This is a genomic window from Actinokineospora spheciospongiae (genome assembly GCF_003182415.1).
GTDB lineage: Bacteria > Actinomycetota > Actinomycetes > Mycobacteriales > Pseudonocardiaceae > Actinokineospora > Actinokineospora spheciospongiae.
On record NZ_QHCP01000003.1, the window covers coordinates 275,142 to 295,975 of the forward strand.

Sequence of the window (20,834 nt, forward strand, 5' to 3'; positions counted from 1 at the left end):
TCACCTTCGGGAAGCTCGCGTTGCGAGTGCGCCGAGCGACCTGGGTTCGCAGCGCTCAGCCGCGGGTGCCCGCCAGGCCGGTGAGCTGGCTCTGCACCCACAGTTCCTCTTCGATCTCCTGCTCGCTGGAGGAGATCGCCACCGTCAGCAGGGACGCTGCCGTGACCAGGCCGATGATCATGGCCAGGGGAGCGAAGAACGCGTACGAGCCCACCCCGGGCAGGGAGGCGGGGGTGGTCGGGTCCACCTCCACGGACATGGCGGCCATGCCCACGTAGTGCATGCCGCTGACCGCCAGGCCCATCACCAGGGCCGCTCCGGCGGTGGCGGGGACGCCGCGGATGTTGAGCGCCGCCCACAGCGCCGCCGTGGCCGCCGCCACCGCGATCAGCAGCGACAGCGCCACCAGCCAGCCGTTGTAGGTGACCGTTCCGCGCAGGTGCATCGCCGAGATGCCCACGTAGTGCATCGACGCCACGCCGAGGCCGGTGATGGTGCCCGCGCCTGCCAGGCGGACGCGGCCGACCTCGCGGTAGCTGACCGCCGCCAGGCCCAGCAGCACGATCCCCACCGCCACCACCATGCTGACCAGCGTCCGCACCAGGTCGTAGCGGATGTCGGTGCCGTCCACGGCGAAGCCGAGCATCGCCACGAAGTGCATCACCCAGATCCCGGTGCCGCCGATGGACACCGCGCCCAGCACCAGCCAGGAGACCTTCTGCCACCCGCGGTGGTTCCGCGCCCGCTGCATGCTCAGCAGCCCGAGCGAGCAGCCGACCACGGAGAGGACGTAGGCGACGGTGGGTGTGAACGGTCCCGCGGAGAAGTGGTGCACGTGGTCCATGGGCGATCCCCGATAGGCGCGGAGGGATGAATAGCGGGGAGCAGAACACGCTTTAGTGTGTACGTGCCAATAGTTGCTTTGTGACTTGTTTCACATTGAGATCATGGTATCGGTACGGCTCTGACCTGCGATGACGTTCGAATAGCCAGGCGTGGTTCACAGGGGCGAAATAAACTCACCGACTGCGCCGGGTGGTGTCGGGGCATTCGGCACACGGCGGTTGTCGGTCCGAAGTGTCGAACACCGGCACTGGAAATCCAGGTGGGCCGGACTCCTGTGCCACCGCCTGTTCGGCCCGCTCCGCCATCGCGCGGCCACGGCAGGGGTGGCCTCCACCGAGCCCCTATTCGGTCTGTGATTCGTTGACCGCCACTTCACCGCCGCGTCACGCTTCCGGTGTCACTCACCCACCCGGAGGTGCCCCCGTGAAGCGACTGGCCAGGCTCCTAGCCGTCGTCCCCCTGATCGCCGCCGCCGTCCTCTCCGTGCTCACCGTCAGCGCCGCCCCGGCCTCGGCGGCGAGTTGCTACGGCTTCGGGCGCTCCCTGTCGCAGGGTGCCTCCGGGGAGGACGTGCGCCAACTGCAGATCCGCGTGTCCGGTTACCCGGGCTACGGCGCGGTGCTGGCCATCGACGGCCAGTTCGGCGCGGGCACCAAGGCCGCGGTGACCCGGTTCCAGCAGGCCTACGGGCTCGGCGCCGACGGCGTCGCGGGTCCGGCGACCTTCGCCAAGCTGTCCTCCCTGGAGGACTCCGACTGCACCCCGGTCAACTTCTCCTACGCCGAGCTGAACCGCTGCAACTCGACCTGGTCCGGCGGGGCGGTCTCGGCCGCGACGGCGAAGGCCAACGCGCTCGTCACGATGTGGAAGCTCCAGGCGATGCGGCACGCCCTGGGGGACCGGCCGATCACCGTCAACGGCGGCTTCCGCAGCTACGCCTGCAACAGCGCCGTCGGGGGAGCGGCGGGCAGCAGGCACCTCTACGGCGACGCGGCGGACCTCGGCGCCGGGGGCATCGGCTTCTGCAAGCTGGCGCAGCAGGCGCGCAACCACGGGTTCAGCGAGATCCTCGGCCCGGGCTACCCCGACCACAACGACCACACCCACCTGGCGAACCGGTCCGGGCGGCTTTGGTCCGCGCCGAATTGCGGCATCTGACAACGGTTCCACCGCGCGCCCGCGTTCCCCGTGGACGGTCGGGTGCGATCGGGTTCGAACACCTGCTCGACGGGCGCCGCCGGGGACACCCCGGCGGCGCCCTGTGGTGAACGCCACAGGTTTCGCCCCTGTACGGTGCACGCCCCGGGGTTGCCGCGGGGTGTAGTGCACCCCGTTTTGACCCCGCGTCCACGGTCGGGGTATCTTTGCTACTCGTGCCCGACCCATGTCGGGTCGGTCCGTGTGCCTGTGCCGCGCGGTCGGTGATCTGCCGGTGTCAACCACACCGTCGGGGATCGGACTCCTGCCAGTCACGCCGGAGTTCCTCCCGAACCCCGCAGGGATGGTGTGATACCCCGCGGGCGCTTCGGGGCCGGGCGACACGCCCGACCTCGGGGGGCGGGCGGAGCAGCAGGAACCGCAAGTACACAGTGCCTTCGGCGCCCGGCAGGGGTGCCGAGAGTGAACAGAGAAAGCCGGTCTATGCCCACGATCCAGCAGCTGGTCCGCAAGGGCCGCCAGGACAAGGTCGCCAAGCAGAAGACTGCGGCTCTCAAGGGGAGCCCGCAGCGGCGTGGCGTGTGCACCCGCGTGTACACCACCACCCCGAAGAAGCCGAACTCCGCGCTCCGCAAGGTCGCTCGCGTGAAGCTGACCAGCGGCATCGAGGTCACGGCGTACATCCCCGGTGAGGGTCACAACCTGCAGGAGCACTCCATGGTGCTCGTCCGCGGTGGCCGTGTGAAGGACCTCCCGGGCGTGCGCTACAAGATCATCCGGGGTTCGCTGGACACGCAGGGCGTGAAGAACCGCAAGCAGGCGCGCAGCCACTACGGCGCGAAGAAGGAGAAGAGCTGACATGCCCCGCAAGGGACCGGCCCCTAAGCGGCCGCTTATCTCCGACCCGGTGTACGCCTCGCCGCTGGTCACCCAGCTCATCAACAAGGTCCTCAAGGACGGCAAGCGCTCGGTCGCCGAGCGCATCGTCTACGGGGCGATGGAAGGTGCCCGGGAGAAGACCGGCACCGACCCCGTGGTGACGCTCAAGCGCGCGCTGGACAACGTGAAGCCCACCATCGAGGTGAAGTCCCGCCGCGTCGGTGGCGCCACCTACCAGGTGCCGATCGAGGTCAAGCCGGGTCGCTCGACCACCCTCGCGCTGCGCTGGCTGGTGTCCTTCTCCCAGGCCCGCCGCGAGAAGACCATGATCGAGCGCCTGCAGAACGAACTGCTCGACGCCTCGAACGGCCTTGGCGCCAGCGTCAAGCGCCGCGAGGACACGCACAAGATGGCCGAGTCCAACAAGGCCTTCGCCCACTACCGCTGGTGAGAACCGGCCTCGGCCACCCGGTCGGGGCCCCAGCGGCGCCGTAGCTCTGCATCAAGGACAGGGGAACACACCCGTGGCACTCGACGTGCTGACCGACCTGGCCAAGGTCCGCAACATCGGGATCATGGCCCACATCGACGCGGGCAAGACCACGACGACCGAGCGAATCCTCTTCTACACGGGGATCAGCTACAAGATCGGCGAGGTGCACGACGGCGCCGCGGTCATGGACTGGATGGAGCAGGAGCAGGAGCGGGGCATCACGATCACCTCGGCTGCCACCACCTGCTTCTGGAAGAACCACCAGATCAACATCATCGACACCCCCGGGCACGTCGACTTCACCGTCGAGGTGGAGCGCTCGCTGCGCGTGCTGGACGGCGCCGTCGCGGTCTTCGACGGCAAGGAGGGTGTCGAGCCCCAGTCCGAGCAGGTCTGGCGCCAGGCCACCAAGTACGACGTCCCGCGCATCTGCTTCGTCAACAAGATGGACAAGCTGGGCGCGGACTTCTACTTCACCGTGCGCACCATCTCCGAGCGCCTCGGTGCCAAGCCGCTGCCGATCCAGCTCCCGATCGGCTCCGAGAGCGACTTCATCGGCGTCGTCGACCTGGTCGAGATGCGCGCGCTCACCTGGCGCGGCGAGGTCCAGAAGGGCGAGGACTACGCCGTCGAGGAGATCCCCGCGGACCTGGCCGACAAGGCCGCCGAGTACCGCGAGGCGCTCATCGAGGCCGTGGCCGAGACCGACGACGCGCTGATGGAGAAGTACCTCGGTGGCGAGGAACTGACCGTCGAGGAGATCAAGACCGGTATCCGCGCGATCGTCACCGGTCGGCTCGCCTACCCGGTGCTGTGCGGCTCGGCGTTCAAGAACAAGGGCGTGCAGCCCATGCTCGACGCCGTGATCGACTACCTGCCCGCGCCGCTGGACGTCCCGCCGGTCGAGGGCACGCTGCTCGACGGCGAGACCAAGGCGACCCGCGCGCCGAACACCGAGGAGCCGTTCTCGGCCCTGGCGTTCAAGATCGCCGTGCACCCGTTCTTCGGCAAGCTGACCTACGTCCGGGTGTACTCGGGCAAGCTCGCCTCCGGTTCGCAGGTCATCAACTCGACCAAGGACCGCAAGGAGCGCATCGGGAAGCTGTTCCAGATGCACGCCAACAAGGAGAACCCGGTCGACACCGCCAGCGCCGGTCACATCTACGCCGTGATCGGGCTGAAGGACACCACGACCGGCGACACCCTGTGCGACCCGGCGAACCCGATCGTGCTCGAGTCGATGACCTTCCCGGACCCCGTGATCCAGGTGGCCATCGAGCCGAAGACGAAGGCGGACCAGGAGAAGCTGGGCACCGCGATCCAGAAGCTGGCCGAGGAGGACCCCACCTTCAAGGTCAACCTGGACCAGGAGACCGGCCAGACGATCATCGCGGGCATGGGCGAGCTGCACCTCGACATCCTCGTCGACCGCATGCGGCGCGAGTTCAAGGTCGAGGCCAACATCGGCAAGCCGCAGGTGGCCTACCGCGAGACCATCCGCAAGACGGTCGAGAAGCTGGACTACACCCACAAGAAGCAGACCGGTGGGTCGGGCCAGTTCGCGAAGGTCGTCATCAAGCTGGAGCCGCTGGCCACCACGGACGGCGCGCTCTACGAGTTCGACAACAAGGTCACCGGTGGCCGCGTGCCCAGGGAGTACATCCCCTCGGTCGACGCCGGTGCGCAGGACGCCATGCAGTACGGCGTGCTGGCGGGCTACCCGCTGGTGGGCCTGAAGCTGACCCTGCTCGACGGTGCGTACCACGAGGTCGACTCGTCCGAGATGGCGTTCAAGGTCGCGGGTTCCATGGCGATGAAGGAAGCCGCCCGCAAGGCGGGTCCGGTCATCCTGGAGCCCCTGATGGCCGTCGAGGTCACCACGCCCGAGGACTACATGGGCGAGGTCATCGGCGACCTCAACTCCCGCCGCGGCCAGATCCAGGCCATGGAGGAGCGCAGCGGTGCCCGGATCGTGAAGGCCCTGGTCCCGCTGTCGGAGATGTTCGGGTACGTGGGCGACCTGCGGTCGAAGACCCAGGGCCGCGCCAACTACTCGATGGTCTTCGACTCCTACGCCGAGGTCCCGGCCAGCGTGGCGCGGGAGATCATCGCCAAGGCCACCGGCGAGTGAGCGTGCGCTCACTCCCCCGAGTTTGCGGGGTTGCTCCCCGGAGCACCGCACTTTAGTGCGGTACTCCGGGGGGTTCCCCCCGGTCCGCACAGACCCTAATGAGCCGCTTCCGAGGCCGGCCGGATAACGTCCGTCCCCGCAGCGGAAGAAAGCAAATCCAGTCCAGGAGGACAGTCCAGTGGCGAAGGCCAAGTTCGAGCGGACCAAGCCGCACGTCAACATCGGCACCATTGGTCACATCGACCATGGCAAGACCACGCTGACCGCGGCCATCTCGAAGGTCCTGCACGACAAGTACCCCGACCTGAACCCCTTCACGCCGTTCGACGAGATCGACAAGGCGCCGGAGGAGAAGCAGCGCGGTATCACCATCTCGATCGCGCACATCGAGTACCAGACCGAGAACCGCCACTACGCGCACGTCGACTGCCCCGGGCACGCCGACTACGTGAAGAACATGATCACCGGTGCGGCCCAGATGGACGGCGCCATCCTGGTCGTGGCGGCCACCGACGGCCCGATGCCGCAGACCCGCGAGCACGTGCTGCTGGCCCGCCAGGTCGGCGTCCCCTACATCGTGGTGGCCCTGAACAAGGCCGACATGGTGGACGACGAGGAGATCCTGGAGCTCGTCGAGCTCGAGGTGCGCGAGCTGCTGTCCGCGCAGGACTTCCCCGGCGACGACCTCCCGGTCGTGCGCGTCTCGGCGCTCAAGGCCCTCGAGGGCGACGCCGAGTGGGGCGCCCGCCTCATCGAGCTGATGGACGCGGTGGACGAGAACATCCCGCAGCCGGAGCGCGAGACGGACAAGCCGTTCCTCATGCCGGTCGAGGACGTCTTCACCATCACCGGTCGCGGCACCGTGGCCACCGGCCGCATCGAGCGCGGCATCGTCAACGTCAACGAGGAAGTCGAGATCGTCGGCATCCGCGAGAAGGCGCAGAAGACCACCGTCACCGGTGTCGAGATGTTCCGCAAGCTGCTCGACCAGGGCCAGGCGGGCGACAACGTCGGCCTCCTGCTCCGCGGCATCAAGCGCGAGGACATCGAGCGCGGCCAGGTCATCGTGAAGCCGGGCACCACCACCCCGCACACCGAGTTCGAGGCCCAGGTCGTCATCCTGAGCAAGGACGAGGGCGGTCGGCACACCCCGTTCTTCAACAACTACCGTCCGCAGTTCTACTTCCGGACGACCGACGTGACCGGCGTGGTGACCCTCCCCGAGGGCACCGAGATGGTCATGCCGGGTGACTCCACCAGCATGTCGGTGAACCTCATCCAGCCCATCGCGATGGACGAGGGTCTCCGCTTCGCCATCCGCGAGGGTGGCCGCACCGTCGGTGCGGGCCGGGTCACCAAGATCAACAAGTAGTGCCCCCCGGGGGGTCGGAGGCGACTCCGACCCCCCGGTTTTGTTTGCCGCGCCGCGGTGTGGCATCCTTGATGGGTTGCTCGTTGCGGGGGCGGCCGGGTCCTACCACCGGCCGCCCCGCGCGAGAAGTCGGAATCCTGGTCCCCAAGCACAGGGTTCCGCCGATAGACACGATGCACGGTTAGCCCGAGGAAGCGAAGTTCGTCCAAGGGACCGGTGTGCGGATCGGGCGCGACACGCCCGACCTCGTGGACCGGGAGCCGGTGGGTCCACACACTATGAACAGGGAAGCGGCGCGGCACCGGTCCTCCACGGACCGCCGGGATCGCAACGAGAAGAGGAACGGCAAGCCACCATGGCGGGACAGAAGATCCGCATTCGGCTCAAGGCCTACGACCACGAGGCGATCGACGCGTCCGCGCGCAAGATCGTGGAGACGGTGACGCGCACCGGCGCCCGGGTCGTGGGGCCAGTGCCGCTGCCCACTGAGAAGAACGTGTACTGCGTCATCCGCTCGCCGCACAAGTACAAGGACTCGCGCGAGCACTTCGAGATGCGGACGCACAAGCGTCTGATCGACATCCTCGACCCGACGCCGAAGACGGTCGACGCGCTGATGCGCATCGACCTCCCGGCCAGCGTCGACGTCAACATCCAGTAAGCGCGCGGCGGAGAGTAAAGAGCCATGTCTGACAGGCAGATGAAGGGAATCCTGGGCACCAAGCTCGGGATGACCCAGGTCTTCGACGAGAACAACCGGATCGTTCCGGTGACCGTCGTCAAGGCGGGTCCCAACGTGGTCACCCAGGTTCGCAGCCAGGAGTCCGACGGTTACGTCGCGGTCCAGCTCGCCTTCGGTGCCATCGACCCGCGCAAGGTCAACAAGCCGGAGTCCGGCCACTTCGCCAAGGCGGGCGTGACCCCGCGCCGCGTCCTCGCGGAGCTGCGCACCAGCGACGCGGGCGGCTACGAGGTCGGCCAGGAGATCACCGCCGAGGTGTTCGAGGCCGGTCAGGTCATCGACGCCACCGGCACCACCAAGGGCAAGGGCACCGCCGGTGTCATGAAGCGCCACGGCTTCAAGGGCCTCAGCGCTTCGCACGGCACCCAGCGCAAGCACCGCTCGCCGGGTTCCATCGGCGGCTGCGCCACCCCCGGCCGGGTCTTCAAGGGCCTGCGCATGGCCGGTCGCATGGGCCACGTGAAGGTGACCACGCAGAACCTCAAGGTCCACCGGGTCGACGCCGAGTCCGGCCTGATCCTGCTCAAGGGCGCCGTTCCCGGCCCCAAGGGCGGCCTGGTGTTCCTCCGCACGGCCGCGAAGGGCGGTGCCTGATGACCAGCGTTGACATCAAGACCCCCGCGGGCACGACCGACGGCACGGCCGAGCTGCCCGACGAGATCTTCGACGTGCAGGCCAACGTGCCGCTGATGCACCAGGTCGTCGTCGCGCAGATGGCCGCCGCCCGGCAGGGCACGCACTCCACCAAGACCAGGGGCGAGGTGTCCGGCGGTGGTCGCAAGCCCTACCGCCAGAAGGGCACCGGCCGCGCCCGGCAGGGCTCGACCCGCGCGCCGCAGTTCGTCGGCGGTGGCGTCGTGCACGGTCCCCAGCCGCGCGACTACGTGCAGCGGACCCCCAAGAAGATGAAGGCCGCCGCGCTGCGCGGTGCGCTCTCGGACCGGGCCCGCGCGGGCCAGGTGCACGTCGTGTCCGGCCTGGTCGAGGGGGACACCCCGTCGACCAAGACCGCGCGCACGCTGCTGGCGTCGGTGTCCGACGCCAAGCGCCTGCTCGTCGTGCTCACCCGCTCCGAGGACGTCGCCTGGGTGTCGGTGCGCAACCTGCCCAACGTGCACGTGATCGCGCCGGACCAGTTGAACACCTACGACGTCCTCGTCAACGACGACGTCGTGTTCACCAAGGCCGCGCTCGACGCCTTCCTCACCCGCCCCAGCCAGGGCGGCGCCAGGGCGAAGGCCACGTCGGCCGAGGCCGAGCAGTCCGAGGAGGACAAGTGATCCCCGACCACCGAGACATCCTTCTCGCGCCGGTGATCTCCGAGAAGTCCTACGGGCTGCTCGAGGAGAACAAGTACACCTTCCTGGTGTCCCCGGACGCCAACAAGACCCAGATCAAGATCGCGGTCGAGAAGGTGTTCGGCGTCAAGGTGGTGAGCGTGAACACGCTCAACCGCAACGGCAAGCGCAAGCGCACCCGCACCGGGTACGGCAAGCGCAAGGACACCAAGCGAGCGATCGTGACGCTGTCCGCCGAGAGCAAGCCGATCGAGATCTTCGGCGGCCCGGCCGCGTAAGGGACTGAGAACACATGGGAATCCGCAAGTACAAGCCGACGACCCCGGGTCGTCGCGGCTCCAGTGTCTCGGACTTCGCCGAGATCACGCGGTCGACGCCGGAGAAGTCGCTGATCCGCCCCCTGCACGGCACGGGCGGTCGCAACGCGCACGGCAGGATCACCACCCGGCACAAGGGTGGCGGCCACAAGCGCGCGTACCGACTGATCGACTTCCGGCGCAACGACAAGGACGGCGTGCCCGCCAAGGTCGCGCACATCGAGTACGACCCGAACCGCACGGCGCGCATCGCGCTCCTGCACTACGCGGACGGCGAGAAGCGCTACATCATCGCGCCGAACAAGCTCAAGCAGGGCGACCCGATCGAGAACGGCCCCCGCGCCGACATCAAGCCGGGCAACAACCTGCCGATGCGCAACATCCCCGTCGGCACCGTGATCCACGCGATCGAACTCCGCCCCGGTGGCGGCGCGAAGATCGCCCGGTCCGCCGGTGCCAGCGTGCAGCTCGTGGCCAAGGACGGCCCGTACGCGCAGCTCCGCATGCCGTCCGGTGAGATCCGCAACGTCGACGTGCGCTGCCGCGCCACCGTCGGCGAGGTGGGCAACGCCGAGCACGCCAACATCAACTGGGGCAAGGCCGGGCGCATGCGCTGGAAGGGCAAGCGCCCGACCGTCCGCGGTGTCGCGATGAACCCGGTCGACCACCCGCACGGTGGTGGTGAGGGCAAGACCTCCGGTGGTCGCCACCCGGTGAACCCGGCAGGCAAGCCCGAGGGCCGCACCCGTCGCCGCAAGCCCAGCGACAAGCTGATCGTCCGCCGCCGGCGTACCGGCAAGAAGCGCTGAGCAGGGAGGTAGAAGCAATGCCACGCAGCCTGAAGAAGGGCCCGTTCGTGGACGACCACCTGCTCAAGAAGGTGGACGCTCTCAACGAGTCGGGCAAGAAGACCGTCATCAAGACCTGGTCCCGCCGGTCCACGATCATCCCGGACATGCTGGGTCACACCATCGCGGTGCACGACGGCCGCAAGCACGTCCCGGTGTTCGTCTCCGAGGCCATGGTGGGTCACAAGCTGGGCGAGTTCGCCCCGACCCGCACGTTCAAGGGCCACATCAAGGACGACCGCAAGGCCCGCCGCCGCTAGTCGGCACGAACTCACAGAGCAGAGAAAGAGCTAAGGGGAAGCAGCGATGAACGCCCGCAACGCAGCTACGGCGCAGGAGGAATACCCCAGCGCCGTCGCTCGGGCTCGCTACGTCCGCGACACTCCGATGAAGGTGCGTCGCGTCGTTGAGCTCATCAGGGGTCGTAGCGCCAGCGAGGCCCTGGCAGTGCTCCGGTTCGCGCCGTTTGCGGCAAGTGAGCCGGTCGCGAAGGTGCTCGCCAGTGCCATTGCCAACGCAGAGAACAACCTCAGCCTCGACCCGGACACCCTCTGGATCAAGACGGTGTTCGTCGACGAGGGCCCGACGCTGAAGCGTTTCCGGCCGCGTGCGCAGGGTCGCGCGTACCGCATCCGCAAGCGCACGAGCCACATCACGGTCGAGGTCGAGTCCCGGCCGAAGCCTGCGGCCAAGGCCGCGAAGAAGGGTGGTGCCCGCTAATGGGGCAGAAGATCAACCCACACGGCTTCCGGCTCGGGATCACCACCGACTGGCGGTCCCGCTGGTACGCCGACAAGCAGTACGCCGAGTACGTGGCGGAGGACGTCAAGATCCGCCGCCTGCTGTCCAAGGGCATGGAGCGCGCCGGTATCTCCCGCGTGGAGATCGAGCGCACCCGTGACCGCGTGCGGGTGGACATCCACACCGCCCGCCCGGGCATCGTCATCGGCCGCCGCGGCGCCGAGGCCGACCGCATCCGCGGTGAGCTGGAGAAGCTCACCAAGAAGCAGGTGCAGCTCAACATCCTCGAGGTCAAGAACCCCGAGTCCGACGCCCAGCTGGTCGCCCAGGTGACCGCCGAGCAGCTGTCCAACCGCGTGTCCTTCCGGCGCGCGATGCGCAAGGCCATCCAGTCGGCCATGCGCTCGCCGCAGGTCAAGGGCATCCGGGTGCAGTGCGGTGGCCGCCTCGGCGGTGCCGAGATGTCGCGCTCGGAGCACTACCGCGAGGGTCGCGTCCCGCTGCACACGCTGCGCGCGGACATCGACTACGGCTTCTTCGAGGCCCGCACCACCTTCGGCCGCATCGGCGTGAAGGTGTGGATCTACAAGGGCGAGGTCGTCGGCGGTCGCCGCGAGGCCGACAACAACCCCCGCTCGGCCGCGCCGGACAACCGCCGCGAGCCGCGCCGCGAGCGCCCGAACCGCGCTCGCCGCTCCGGTGCCTCGGGCACCACCGCCACCAGCACCGAGGCGGGCCGCGCGGCCGCCGAGGCGCAGACGAAGGTCGACGCCCCCGCGGCGGAGACCGCTTCCAACGGGGAGGGCTGACCAGTGCTCATCCCGCGCAGGGTCAAGCACCGCAAGCAGCACCACCCCAAGCGGTCGGGTGCTGCCAAGGGCGGCACGAAGGTCACCTTCGGCGAGTTCGGCATCCAGGCGCTCGAGCCCGCCTACGTGACGAACCGCCAGATCGAGTCCGCTCGTATCGCCATCAACCGGCACATCCGCCGTGGCGGCAAGGTCTGGATCAACATCTTCCCGGACCGCCCGCTCACCAAGAAGCCCGCCGAAACCCGCATGGGTTCCGGAAAGGGTTCGCCGGAGTACTGGGTGGCGAACGTCAAGCCGGGTCGCGTCGTCTTCGAGATGAGCTTCCCGAACGAGCAGATCGCGCGCGAGGCACTCCGCAGGGCGATCCACAAGCTCCCGATGAAGTGCCGCATCGTCACGCGTGAGGGTGGTGACTTCTGATGGCAGCGGGTACCACCGCGGCGGACATGCGCGAGCTCAGCGACGAGGAGCTCGTGGCGCGTCTGCGAGAGGCGAAGGAAGAGCTGTTCAACCTTCGGTTCCAGATGGCGACCGGTCAGCTCGACAACAACCGCAGGTTGCGCACCGTCAAGCACGACATCGCCCGCATCTACACCGTCATGCGCGAGCGCGAGCTCGGGCTGTCGGTGTCCCCCGATGAGGCGTCGAGTGAGGCATCCGCATGAGCGAGAACACTGAATCCGTCGAGGTCCGCAACAACCGCAAGGTCCGCGAGGGCCTGGTCGTGTCGGACAAGATGGACAAGACCGTCGTCGTGGCCCTGGAAGACCGCAAGAAGCACCCGCGGTACGCCAAGGTCCTGCGCTTCACCACCAAGGTGAAGGCGCACGACGAGGAGAACACGGCGGGCGTGGGCGACCGCGTCCTGCTGATGGAGACCCGGCCGCTGTCGGCCACCAAGCGCTGGCGCCTGGTCGAGGTCCTCGAGAAGGCCAAGTAATACTTCCGTTTTCTGCTAGGCCGAGCCTGTCAGGTCGGAAATCTGGCAGGCCACGAATGGTCAGGAGTAAGTAGTGATCCAGCAGGAGTCGCGGCTTCGGGTCGCCGACAACACCGGTGCGAAGGAAATCCTTTGCATCCGTGTTCTCGGCGGCTCCGGTCGCCGCTACGCCGGCATCGGCGACATCATCGTCGCCACCGTCAAGGACGCGATCCCCGGCGCCGGTGTGAAGAAGGGTGACGTCGTCAAGGCCGTCATCGTCCGCACCGTCAAGGAGCGCCGCCGTCCCGACGGTTCCTACATCCGGTTCGACGAGAACGCCGCCGTCCTCATCAAGAACGAGGGCGAGCCGCGGGGCACGCGCATCTTCGGCCCGGTGGGCCGCGAGCTGCGCGACAAGAAGTTCATGAAGATCATCTCGCTGGCGCCGGAGGTGCTCTGACATGGCGAAGCCCAAGCTCAAGGTCAAGAAGGGCGACACGGTCGTCGTCATCGCGGGCAAGGACAAGGGCGCGCGGGGCAAGGTCATCCAGGCCTACCCCGACACCAACAAGGTCCTCGTCGAGGGTGTCAACCGGATCAAGAAGCACACGCGGGTCTCGCAGACCCAGCGCGGCGCGCAGTCCGGCGGCATCGTGACCCAGGAGGCCCCGATCCACATCAGCAACGTGATGCTGGTCAACGACGGCAAGGCCGTCCGGGTCGGCTACAAGTTCGACGACGAGGGCAACAAGGTCCGGATCGCCCGCGGCACCAACGGCAATGGGAAGGAGATCTGATCATGTCCACCACTGAGAAGATCATCCCCCGGTTGAAGACCCGGTACCGCGAGGAGATCACGGTCGCCCTGCGGGACGAGTACGCGTACTCGAACCCCATGCAGATCCCCGGCGTCGTGAAGGTCGTCGTCAACATGGGCGTCGGCGACGCCGCCCGTGAGGGCAAGCTGATCGAGGGCGCGGTCCGCGACCTCGCCACGATCACCGGCCAGAAGCCCGAGGTCCGCAAGGCCCGCAAGTCCATCGCGCAGTTCAAGCTGCGCGAGGGCATGCCGATCGGCGCTCGGGTCACCCTGCGCGGCGACCGCATGTGGGAGTTCCTCGACCGCCTGCTCACCATCGCGCTGCCCCGGATTCGCGACTTCCGCGGTCTGTCCCCGAAGCAGTTCGACGGCAACGGCAACTACACCTTCGGTCTCAACGAGCAGTCCATGTTCCACGAGATCGACCCCGATGCCATCGACCGCCCCCGCGGCATGGACATCACCATCGTGACCACCGCGACCAACGACGCGGAGGGCCGGGCGCTGCTCAAGCACCTGGGCTTCCCGTTCAAGGAGAACTGAGATGGCGAAGAAGGCTCTGGTCGCCAAGGCCGCTCGCAAGCCGAAGTTCGCGGTGCGCGCGTACACCCGCTGCAACCGCTGCGGCCGTCCGCACTCCGTGTTCCGCAAGTTCGGCCTGTGCCGGATCTGCCTGCGCCAGATGGCGCACCGGGGCGAACTGCCCGGCGTCAGCAAGTCCAGCTGGTAGGGAACCCGGGCCCCTCGCGGGCCCGGGCTCCTCGCCCGCTCTACCCCCAGTTCGCCGCAGGCCCGCGAGGGAACCACGGCGAGAAAGGTTGACAGGTCACCCATGACGATGACCGACCCGATCGCAGACTTCCTGACCCGTCTGCGCAATGCGAATTCGGCGTACCACGACGAGGTCGTGCTGCCGCACTCGAAGCTCAAGGCGCACATCTCCGAGATCCTCAAGCGCGAGGGCTACATCGCGGGCTTCCGCGACGAGGACGGCGAGAAGGGCAAGAACCTCGTCGTCACCCTCAAGTACGGCCCGAACCGCGAGCGCAGCATCGCCGGTCTGCGCCGGGTGTCGAAGCCCGGTCTGCGGGTGTACGCGAAGTCGACCAACCTGCCGAAGGTCCTCGGCGGCCTGGGCGTGGCGATCATCTCCACGTCCGGTGGCCTGCTGACCGACCGGCAAGCGGGCAAGCAGGGCGTGGGCGGCGAAGTCCTCGCGTACGTCTGGTAAGGGAGGGGTAGCAGCATGTCTCGCATCGGTAGGCTTCCGATCCCCGTCCCGACCGGGGTCGACATCACCATCGACGGGCAGCAGCTCAGCGCCAAGGGGCCCAAGGGCACCCTCACGCTGACGGTGTCCGAGCCGATCGTCGTCGAGCGCGCCGAGGACGGCACGCTCGAGGTCAAGCGGCCCAACGACGAGCGCCAGAACCGTGCCCTGCACGGCCTGACCCGCTCGCTCGTCAACAACGTCGTCGTCGGCGTGACCGCGGGTTTCGAGAAGAAGCTCGAGATCCACGGCGTCGGTTACCGCGTTCTGGCCAAGGGTTCGGACCTCGAGTTCGCCCTGGGCTTCAGCCACCCGGTCAAGGTCGTCGCCCCCGAGGGCATCACCTTCGCTGTCGAGAGCCCGACGAAGTTTTCCGTCTCGGGCATCGACAAGCAGCAGGTCGGCGAGGTCGCGGCCAACATCCGCAAGCTCCGCAAGCCCGACCCGTACAAGGGCAAGGGTGTGCGGTACGCGGGCGAGAAGATCCGCCGCAAGGTCGGAAAGACGGGTAAGTGATCATGAGCGAAGCGACTGTCACCAAGCGCAAGCCGGTGGGCAAGGACATCTCCACCTCCCGGCGCATCGCCAAGACCCGCAGGCACTTCCGGCTCCGCAAGAAGATCAGCGGCACCTCGGAGCGCCCCCGCCTGGTCGTGAACCGGTCCTCGCGGCACATCACCGCGCAGATCGTCGACGACCTGGCCGGGCACACCCTCGCGTCCGCGTCCTCCCTGGAGGCCGACGTGCGCGCGGTGGACGGCGACAAGAAGGCCCGCGCGGCCAAGGTCGGCGAGCTGCTCGCCGCCCGGGCGAAGGACGCGGGCATCGCCAAGGTCGTCTTCGACCGCGGCGGCAACAAGTACACCGGCCGGATCGCGTCGCTGGCCACCTCGGCCCGCGAAGCGGGGCTGGAGTTCTGATGACGTACAGCAACGATGGAAGGAACGCCTGATGCCGGGACGTACACGGCAGTTCGGCGGGCAGGGCGGCCCGGGCGGCGGTCAGCAGGGCGGCGGCAACGAGCGCGGCGAGCGCCGCGGCGGTCGCGACCGGCGTGACGGCGGTCGCGGCCAGGCCCAGGAGAAGACCCCGCACCTCGAGCGCGTCGTCGCGATCAACCGCGTCGCGAAGGTCGTCAAGGGCGGTCGGCGCTTCAGCTTCACCGCGCTGGTCGTCGTCGGCGACGGCGACGGCATGGTCGGCGTCGGCTACGGCAAGGCCAAGGAGGTGCCCGCCGCGATCGCGAAGGGCGTCGAGGAAGCCAAGAAGAGCTTCTTCCGCGTCCCGCGCATCGGCGGCACCATCCCGCACCCCATCCAGGGTGAGAAGGCCGCGGGCGTCGTGCTGCTCCGCCCGGCGTCCGCCGGTACCGGTGTGATCGCCGGTGGTCCGGTCCGCGCGGTGCTGGAGTGCGCGGGCATCCAGGACGTGCTGTCCAAGTCGCTCGGCTCGGACAACGCGATCAACATCGTGCACGCCACCATGGCGGCCCTGCGCGGTCTGCAGCGGCCGGAAGAGGTCGCGGCCCGCCGCGGCCTGCCGCTGGAGGACGTGGCACCCGCGGGCATGCTCCGCGCCCGCGCGGCCGCCGCTGCCGGAACGGGGGCCTGACCATGGCGCAGCTCAAGGTCACCCAGGTCAAGAGCAGCATCGGCACCAAGCGCAACCACCGCGAGTCCCTCCGCACCCTCGGCCTGCGCAAGATCCGGCAGAGCACCGTGCGCGAGGACTCCCCCGAGGTGCGCGGCCTGATCCACACCGTCCGCCACCTCGTGACCGTCGAGGAGGTCTGACATGGCCATCAAGATCCACCACCTGCGCCCGGCCCCCGGTGCCAAGTCCGACAAGATCCGCGTCGGTCGTGGTGAGGGCTCCAAGGGCAAGACGGCCGGTCGAGGCACCAAGGGCACCAAGGCGCGCAAGAACGTCCCCGCGCGCTTCGAGGGTGGCCAGATGCCGATCCAGATGCGGCTGCCGAAGCTCAAGGGCTTCAAGAACCGCTTCCGGGTCGAGTACCAGGTCGTGAACGTCGGCGACATCGCCGTGGCGTTCCCCGACGGCGGCACGGTCGGCATCGCCGACCTCGTCGCCAAGGGCCTGGTCCGCAAGGGCTCGCTGGTCAAGGTCCTCGGCAACGGCGACCTGAACGGCGTGAAGCTGGACATCACCGCCGACAAGTTCTCCGGCTCCGCGTCGGAGAAGCTGTCCGCGGCCGGTGGCACCGCCACCACCGTCTGATCCAGGCGCACGAGAAGGGCCGGAACCCCCACGGGGTTCCGGCCCTTCTCGCTTGTGCACAGGGCCTCGCGCGGGTCCCCCAGCCCACTGCCCGGGCCCGGTGGGGGAGTGGGGCGTCCCCGATCGACATCCGGCGGGGCGATGACCGGTTGAGCGCGGGTGCGCAATTCCTCCCCCAATCGGCGCGCGGTGTCATCGCGTCCCGCGCAAGGCGGGGGCACCACCGACGAACGGCGTCAGCCCATCGGAGCAACCGCCGCCGATCCGCTGTTCACCAGTAGTGATCGTCGCTTTCAGTGCACCCCGGGGGGTGCTCCACCTACTCGCCGTACTGTTAGAGTCGGGAGCACGCTGCGGGAGCCCTGTCCCCCGGAGCGTTCCCGTCCTGCCACCAAGCGGTCGTTCGGGAACATCGTGTACGTGCCGGCTGACCAGCCGGCTCCAGCCGTTCACCGGCACCGAGCTGCCGGTGACGCCGAGGAGGTTCTTGCGGTGCTCAGCGCCTTCCGCTCGGCTCTCGCGACGCCGGACCTGCGCCGCAAGATCCTGTTCACCCTCATGATCATCGCGATCTACCGGGTGGGCGCGACGATCCCGTCGCCCGGTGTGTCCTACCCGAACGTCAAGCGGTGCCTGGAGAACGTCGACGACCAGGGCGTCGTGCAGCTTCTGAACCTGTTCAGCGGCGGCGCGCTGCTCCAGCTCTCCGTTTTCGCGCTGGGCATCATGCCCTACATCACCGCGAGCATCATCATCCAGCTCCTCACCGTGGTCATCCCGCGGTTCGAGCAGTTGAAGAAGGAAGGCCAGTCCGGCCAGGGCAAGCTGACCCAGTTCACCCGGTACCTGACGATCGCCCTGGCGATCCTGCAGGCCACCGGCATCGTGGCGATGGCCGACCGCGGGCAGCTCTTCGGCAACTGCCAGGACCCGATCATCCCGAACAGCAACATCTTCACGCTGATCGTCATCGTGGTCACGATGACCGCGGGCACCGCGATCATCATGTGGTTCGGCGAGCTGATCACCGAGCGCGGCATCGGCAACGGCATGTCCCTGCTGATGTTCATCAACATCGCGGCCCGCATCCCGGCCGAGGGTGCCGCCATCCTGGACAAGGGCGGCGTGACCTTCGCCGTCGTCTGCGTGTTCGCGCTGCTGATCATCGCCAGCGTGGTGTTCGTCGAGCAGGGCCAGCGCCGCATCCCGGTGCAGTACGCCAAGCGCATGATCGGCCGCCGGATGTACGGCGGGACCTCGACCTACCTGCCGCTCAAGGTGAACCAGGCGGGCGTCATCCCGGTCATCTTCGCCTCGTCGCTGCTGTACCTGCCGGACCTGATCTCGCGCCTGGTCGGCGCGGACGGCGCGGGCTGGCAGAACTTCATCGCGAACTACATCGTGAAGCAGGACAGCTGGGTGCACATCAGCGTGTACTTCCTGCTGATCATCTTCTTCACGTACTTCTACATCACCATCACGTTCAACGTGAACGAGCGCGCCGACGAGATGAAGAAGTTCGGCGGCTTCATCCCCGGCATCCGCCCCGGGCGCCCCACCTCGGAGTACCTGCAGTTCGTCCTGAGCCGGATCACCCTGCCCGGCTCGCTCTACCTCGGCATCATCGCGGTGCTGCCGAACTTCTTCCTCGAAGTGACCGACAGCGGGCAGAACCAGAACTTCCCGTTCGGCGGCACCGCGGTGCTCATCATGGTCGGCGTCGGCCTGGACACCGTGAAGCAGATCGAGAGCCAGCTCATGCAGCGTAACTACGAAGGGTTCCTCAAGTGACTCGTGTTGTGCTCGTCGGTCCGCCCGGTGCGGGCAAGGGAACCCAGGCAACTGCGCTCAGCCGTCAGCTCGGCGTACCGCACATCTCCACGGGTGACCTGTTCCGAGCGCACATCGCGAACGGCACCGAGCTGGGCCTGCGGGTCAAGGCGATCATCGACAGCGGCGGCCTGGTCCCCGACGAGATCACCAACGAGATGGTCCGCGTCCGGCTCGCCGACGAGGACACCCGGGCGGGCTTCCTGCTCGACGGCTTCCCGCGCAACACCGGCCAGGCCGACTTCCTGCGCGACGCCCTCGGCGGGGTCGACCTGGACGCCGTGGTCGAGTTCAAGATCGACGAGGACGTCGTGGTCGGGCGGCTGCTCGGCCGCGGCCGGGTCGACGACAGCGAGGACGTGATCCGCCACCGGCTGGACGTCTACCGCAAGGAGACCGCCCCGCTGCTGGAGTACTACGCCGACAAGCTGATCACGCTGGACGCGGTCGGCGAGGTCGACGAGATCACCGGTCGGGTCCTGTCGGCCCTGCGCGACCGGGGATGAGCGGTGGTTTCAGCGCCTTCCGGATGGCGCTCGCGACCTGGAAGGCCCGGATGATCGAGATCAAGTCGCCCGCCGAGCTGCAGGCCATGCGCGCGGCCGGGCTGGTGGTGGCCAGGGCGCTCGCCGAGGTCACCGCCGCGGCCAAGCCCGGGGTGAGCACCGCCGAGCTGGACGAGATCGCCGAGCAGACCATCCGCGACGCGGGCGCCGTGCCGTCCTTCAAGGGCTACCACGGCTTCCCGGCGAGCATCTGCGCCTCGGTCAACGAGCAGATCGTGCACGGCATCCCGGCGGGGTCGCAGGTGCTGGCCGAGGGCGACCTGCTCTCGGTCGACTGCGGGGCGATCCTCGACGACTGGCACGGCGACTCCGCGGTGACCCTGGCCATCGGCGGGGTCTCCGCGGCGGACGAGGACCTGTCGACGGCCACCCGGCTGTCCATGGAGGCGGGCATCAAGGCCGCCGTCGCGGGTGCCCGGCTCTCGGACATCTCGCACGCGGTGGAGACCGCCACGCTGGCGGCCGGGCGCGCGCACGGCCGCGAGTACGGCATCGTCCGCGAGTACGGCGGCCACGGCATCGGAAGCTCGATGCACATGGACCCGTTCCTGCCGAACTACGGCAAGCCCGGCCGAGGCCCCAAGCTGCGCGTCGGCATGGCGATCGCCATCGAGCCCATGCTCACCCTGGGCAGCGAGGAGACGGTGGAGCTGGAGGACGGCTGGACGGTCGTCACCGCCGACGCCAGCCGCGCCGCGCACTGGGAGCACACGGTCGCCATCACCGAGGACGGCCCGTGGGTCCTCACCGCGCCCGAGGGCGTCTGACCAGCGGTTCTTCCGCCACACTCGACTCGATCGAGTGAATTTCACACCGGTTCTTGACGGATCGGCAACCCGGATTTTGTGCCCGTCGGCACTGTGCGTACACTTGACCGGTGGCGCTCAGCGCCGAATCCGTCGTGCGCGTCGCCCGGTGCAGTTCCTGCTGCCGTGCCGCGCGCCCGCCGGGGAGCAGGACCAGCACGACAAGCACCAGCCACCCAACAGCGAACCAACGTCACGAAACGCGGAGGACATGGGCAAGAAGGACGGGGCCATCGAGGTCGAAGGCCGCGTGGTCGAGCCACTCCCCAACGCGATGTTCCGCGTCGAGTTGGAGAACGGCCACAAGGTCCTGGCACACATCAGCGGCAAGATGCGGCAGCACTACATCCGCATCCTGCCGGAGGACCGGGTAGTCGTGGAGCTCTCGCCCTACGACCTGTCCCGCGGCCGCATCGTCTACCGCTACAAGTGACGAGCCTCCCGGTCCCCCCGGACCGGGCAGCCACGGCCGAAGCAGGAGAACAGCAGACGTGAAGGTCAACCCGAGCGTCAAGAAGATCTGCGACAAGTGCAAGGTGATCCGCCGTCACGGCCGGGTCATGGTGATCTGCGAGAACCTGCGCCACAAGCAGCGCCAGGGCTGATCACCGCCGAGCGCCCGGTCGCAGACCAGACGCACAGATAGAGCAATGAAGAAGGCCTCCCCCAACCTGTCGGGTCACACGGACCCGGAGCACGCCCGGACCCCAGGCCGGGTCCCGGACCTTGAGTCGGTCCGGGGTGG

General features: G+C 68.2%; 32 protein-coding genes. 31 read left to right on the forward strand and 1 reads right to left on the reverse strand.

Translation table 11 applies throughout. The features are described from left to right. Positions 1–55: 55 nt before the first annotated feature. The gene (locus tag DFQ13_RS08775; protein ID WP_110079466.1) at positions 56–844 is read right to left on the reverse strand and encodes an MHYT domain-containing protein; all 789 of its coding nucleotides are present in this window, start codon (positions 842–844) and stop codon (positions 56–58) included. Positions 845–1,269: 425 nt separating this feature from the next. Here DFQ13_RS08775 and DFQ13_RS08780 point away from each other — a divergent pair, with 425 nt between their 5' ends. From DFQ13_RS08780 to rpmJ, 31 genes are all read left to right on the forward strand, one after another. After that, positions 1,270–2,004: a D-Ala-D-Ala carboxypeptidase family metallohydrolase gene (locus DFQ13_RS08780; RefSeq protein WP_110079467.1), complete on the forward strand. Its 735-nt coding sequence runs from the start codon at positions 1,270–1,272 to the stop codon at positions 2,002–2,004. A gap of 483 nt (positions 2,005–2,487) precedes the next feature. Next, positions 2,488–2,862: a 30S ribosomal protein S12 gene (gene rpsL / locus DFQ13_RS08785; RefSeq protein WP_018682837.1), complete on the forward strand. Its 375-nt coding sequence runs from the start codon at positions 2,488–2,490 to the stop codon at positions 2,860–2,862. Position 2,863: 1 nt separating this feature from the next. Continuing rightward, positions 2,864–3,334: a 30S ribosomal protein S7 gene (gene rpsG / locus DFQ13_RS08790; protein WP_035279513.1), complete on the forward strand. Its 471-nt coding sequence runs from the start codon at positions 2,864–2,866 to the stop codon at positions 3,332–3,334. Between the two features lie 73 nt (positions 3,335–3,407). Continuing rightward, positions 3,408–5,507, forward strand: a complete 2,100-nt coding sequence (fusA, locus tag DFQ13_RS08795) for an elongation factor G (protein WP_035279515.1) — start codon at positions 3,408–3,410, stop codon at positions 5,505–5,507. Positions 5,508–5,685: 178 nt separating this feature from the next. Next, the gene (tuf, locus tag DFQ13_RS08800; protein ID WP_035279517.1) at positions 5,686–6,879 is read left to right on the forward strand and encodes an elongation factor Tu; all 1,194 of its coding nucleotides are present in this window, start codon (positions 5,686–5,688) and stop codon (positions 6,877–6,879) included. 355 nt (positions 6,880–7,234) lie between these two features. Beyond that, complete coding sequence (rpsJ, locus tag DFQ13_RS08805) at positions 7,235–7,540, forward strand: 30S ribosomal protein S10 (protein ID WP_003938093.1); 306 nt, start codon at positions 7,235–7,237, stop codon at positions 7,538–7,540. 24 nt (positions 7,541–7,564) lie between these two features. Continuing rightward, a complete protein-coding gene (gene rplC, locus DFQ13_RS08810) occupies positions 7,565–8,215 on the forward strand; it encodes a 50S ribosomal protein L3 (protein ID WP_035279518.1) in 651 nt (216 codons plus the stop codon). Continuing rightward, complete coding sequence (gene rplD, locus DFQ13_RS08815) at positions 8,215–8,901, forward strand: 50S ribosomal protein L4 (RefSeq protein ID WP_035279519.1); 687 nt, start codon at positions 8,215–8,217, stop codon at positions 8,899–8,901. The genes rplC and rplD overlap by 1 nt, the downstream gene beginning before the upstream one ends. Beyond that, entirely contained in the window at positions 8,898–9,197 is a 300-nt protein-coding gene (rplW, locus tag DFQ13_RS08820; RefSeq protein WP_035279520.1) for a 50S ribosomal protein L23, read from the forward strand. The genes rplD and rplW overlap by 4 nt, the downstream gene beginning before the upstream one ends. 14 nt (positions 9,198–9,211) lie before the next feature. Then, a complete protein-coding gene (gene rplB, locus DFQ13_RS08825) occupies positions 9,212–10,045 on the forward strand; it encodes a 50S ribosomal protein L2 (RefSeq protein WP_035279522.1) in 834 nt (277 codons plus the stop codon). Positions 10,046–10,062: 17 nt separating this feature from the next. After that, positions 10,063–10,344 carry a 30S ribosomal protein S19 gene (gene rpsS, locus DFQ13_RS08830; protein ID WP_018682829.1) on the forward strand — a complete coding sequence of 94 codons (282 nt, stop codon included), beginning with the start codon at positions 10,063–10,065 and terminating at the stop codon, positions 10,342–10,344. A gap of 46 nt (positions 10,345–10,390) precedes the next feature. Next, positions 10,391–10,804: a 50S ribosomal protein L22 gene (rplV, locus tag DFQ13_RS08835; protein ID WP_035279524.1), complete on the forward strand. Its 414-nt coding sequence runs from the start codon at positions 10,391–10,393 to the stop codon at positions 10,802–10,804. Further along, positions 10,804–11,634 carry a 30S ribosomal protein S3 gene (rpsC, locus tag DFQ13_RS08840; RefSeq protein WP_035279527.1) on the forward strand — a complete coding sequence of 277 codons (831 nt, stop codon included), beginning with the start codon at positions 10,804–10,806 and terminating at the stop codon, positions 11,632–11,634. Before rplV ends, rpsC begins: the two co-directional genes overlap by 1 nt. A 3-nt stretch (positions 11,635–11,637) precedes the next feature. Continuing rightward, entirely contained in the window at positions 11,638–12,057 is a 420-nt protein-coding gene (gene rplP, locus DFQ13_RS08845) for a 50S ribosomal protein L16 (protein WP_035279531.1), read from the forward strand. After that, on the forward strand, positions 12,057–12,302 hold the full coding sequence (rpmC, locus tag DFQ13_RS08850; RefSeq protein ID WP_035279534.1) for a 50S ribosomal protein L29: 246 nt from the start codon (positions 12,057–12,059) through the stop codon (positions 12,300–12,302). Before rplP ends, rpmC begins: the two co-directional genes overlap by 1 nt. After that, positions 12,299–12,577: a 30S ribosomal protein S17 gene (rpsQ, locus tag DFQ13_RS08855; RefSeq protein WP_035279536.1), complete on the forward strand. Its 279-nt coding sequence runs from the start codon at positions 12,299–12,301 to the stop codon at positions 12,575–12,577. The genes rpmC and rpsQ overlap by 4 nt, the downstream gene beginning before the upstream one ends. Before the next feature lie 73 nt (positions 12,578–12,650). Continuing rightward, entirely contained in the window at positions 12,651–13,019 is a 369-nt protein-coding gene (gene rplN / locus DFQ13_RS08860; protein WP_018682823.1) for a 50S ribosomal protein L14, read from the forward strand. Position 13,020: 1 nt separating this feature from the next. Beyond that, positions 13,021–13,356: a 50S ribosomal protein L24 gene (rplX, locus tag DFQ13_RS08865; RefSeq protein WP_035279539.1), complete on the forward strand. Its 336-nt coding sequence runs from the start codon at positions 13,021–13,023 to the stop codon at positions 13,354–13,356. 2 nt (positions 13,357–13,358) lie between these two features. Further along, complete coding sequence (gene rplE, locus DFQ13_RS08870) at positions 13,359–13,922, forward strand: 50S ribosomal protein L5 (protein ID WP_035279541.1); 564 nt, start codon at positions 13,359–13,361, stop codon at positions 13,920–13,922. A gap of 1 nt (position 13,923) precedes the next feature. After that, positions 13,924–14,109, forward strand: a complete 186-nt coding sequence (locus DFQ13_RS08875) for a type Z 30S ribosomal protein S14 (RefSeq protein ID WP_035279543.1) — start codon at positions 13,924–13,926, stop codon at positions 14,107–14,109. A gap of 102 nt (positions 14,110–14,211) precedes the next feature. Next, positions 14,212–14,610 carry a 30S ribosomal protein S8 gene (gene rpsH / locus DFQ13_RS08880; protein ID WP_035279544.1) on the forward strand — a complete coding sequence of 133 codons (399 nt, stop codon included), beginning with the start codon at positions 14,212–14,214 and terminating at the stop codon, positions 14,608–14,610. Between the two features lie 15 nt (positions 14,611–14,625). After that, entirely contained in the window at positions 14,626–15,165 is a 540-nt protein-coding gene (rplF, locus tag DFQ13_RS08885; RefSeq protein WP_035279546.1) for a 50S ribosomal protein L6, read from the forward strand. 2 nt (positions 15,166–15,167) lie between these two features. Next, the gene (gene rplR / locus DFQ13_RS08890; RefSeq protein ID WP_035279547.1) at positions 15,168–15,569 is read left to right on the forward strand and encodes a 50S ribosomal protein L18; all 402 of its coding nucleotides are present in this window, start codon (positions 15,168–15,170) and stop codon (positions 15,567–15,569) included. Positions 15,570–15,600: 31 nt separating this feature from the next. After that, a complete protein-coding gene (rpsE, locus tag DFQ13_RS08895) occupies positions 15,601–16,260 on the forward strand; it encodes a 30S ribosomal protein S5 (RefSeq protein WP_035279549.1) in 660 nt (219 codons plus the stop codon). Positions 16,261–16,262: 2 nt separating this feature from the next. After that, positions 16,263–16,442, forward strand: coding sequence for a 50S ribosomal protein L30 (gene rpmD, locus DFQ13_RS08900; protein WP_035279552.1), 180 nt, complete (start codon positions 16,263–16,265; stop codon positions 16,440–16,442). A gap of 1 nt (position 16,443) precedes the next feature. Continuing rightward, positions 16,444–16,887 (forward strand): 50S ribosomal protein L15, encoded by a 444-nt coding sequence (gene rplO, locus DFQ13_RS08905; RefSeq protein WP_035279555.1) that lies wholly within the window; start codon positions 16,444–16,446, stop codon positions 16,885–16,887. Between the two features lie 492 nt (positions 16,888–17,379). Next, the gene (gene secY / locus DFQ13_RS08910; protein ID WP_035279557.1) at positions 17,380–18,678 is read left to right on the forward strand and encodes a preprotein translocase subunit SecY; all 1,299 of its coding nucleotides are present in this window, start codon (positions 17,380–17,382) and stop codon (positions 18,676–18,678) included. Next, positions 18,675–19,223, forward strand: a complete 549-nt coding sequence (locus DFQ13_RS08915) for an adenylate kinase (RefSeq protein WP_110079468.1) — start codon at positions 18,675–18,677, stop codon at positions 19,221–19,223. The genes secY and DFQ13_RS08915 overlap by 4 nt, the downstream gene beginning before the upstream one ends. Positions 19,224–19,273: 50 nt before the next feature. Beyond that, entirely contained in the window at positions 19,274–20,050 is a 777-nt protein-coding gene (gene map, locus DFQ13_RS08920) for a type I methionyl aminopeptidase (RefSeq protein ID WP_035279643.1), read from the forward strand. A 250-nt stretch (positions 20,051–20,300) separates the two neighbouring features. Continuing rightward, a complete protein-coding gene (gene infA / locus DFQ13_RS08925; protein WP_005166804.1) occupies positions 20,301–20,522 on the forward strand; it encodes a translation initiation factor IF-1 in 222 nt (73 codons plus the stop codon). A 58-nt stretch (positions 20,523–20,580) separates the two neighbouring features. Then, positions 20,581–20,694 (forward strand): 50S ribosomal protein L36, encoded by a 114-nt coding sequence (gene rpmJ / locus DFQ13_RS08930; RefSeq protein WP_018682809.1) that lies wholly within the window; start codon positions 20,581–20,583, stop codon positions 20,692–20,694. The last annotated feature ends 140 nt before the right edge of the window (positions 20,695–20,834 follow it).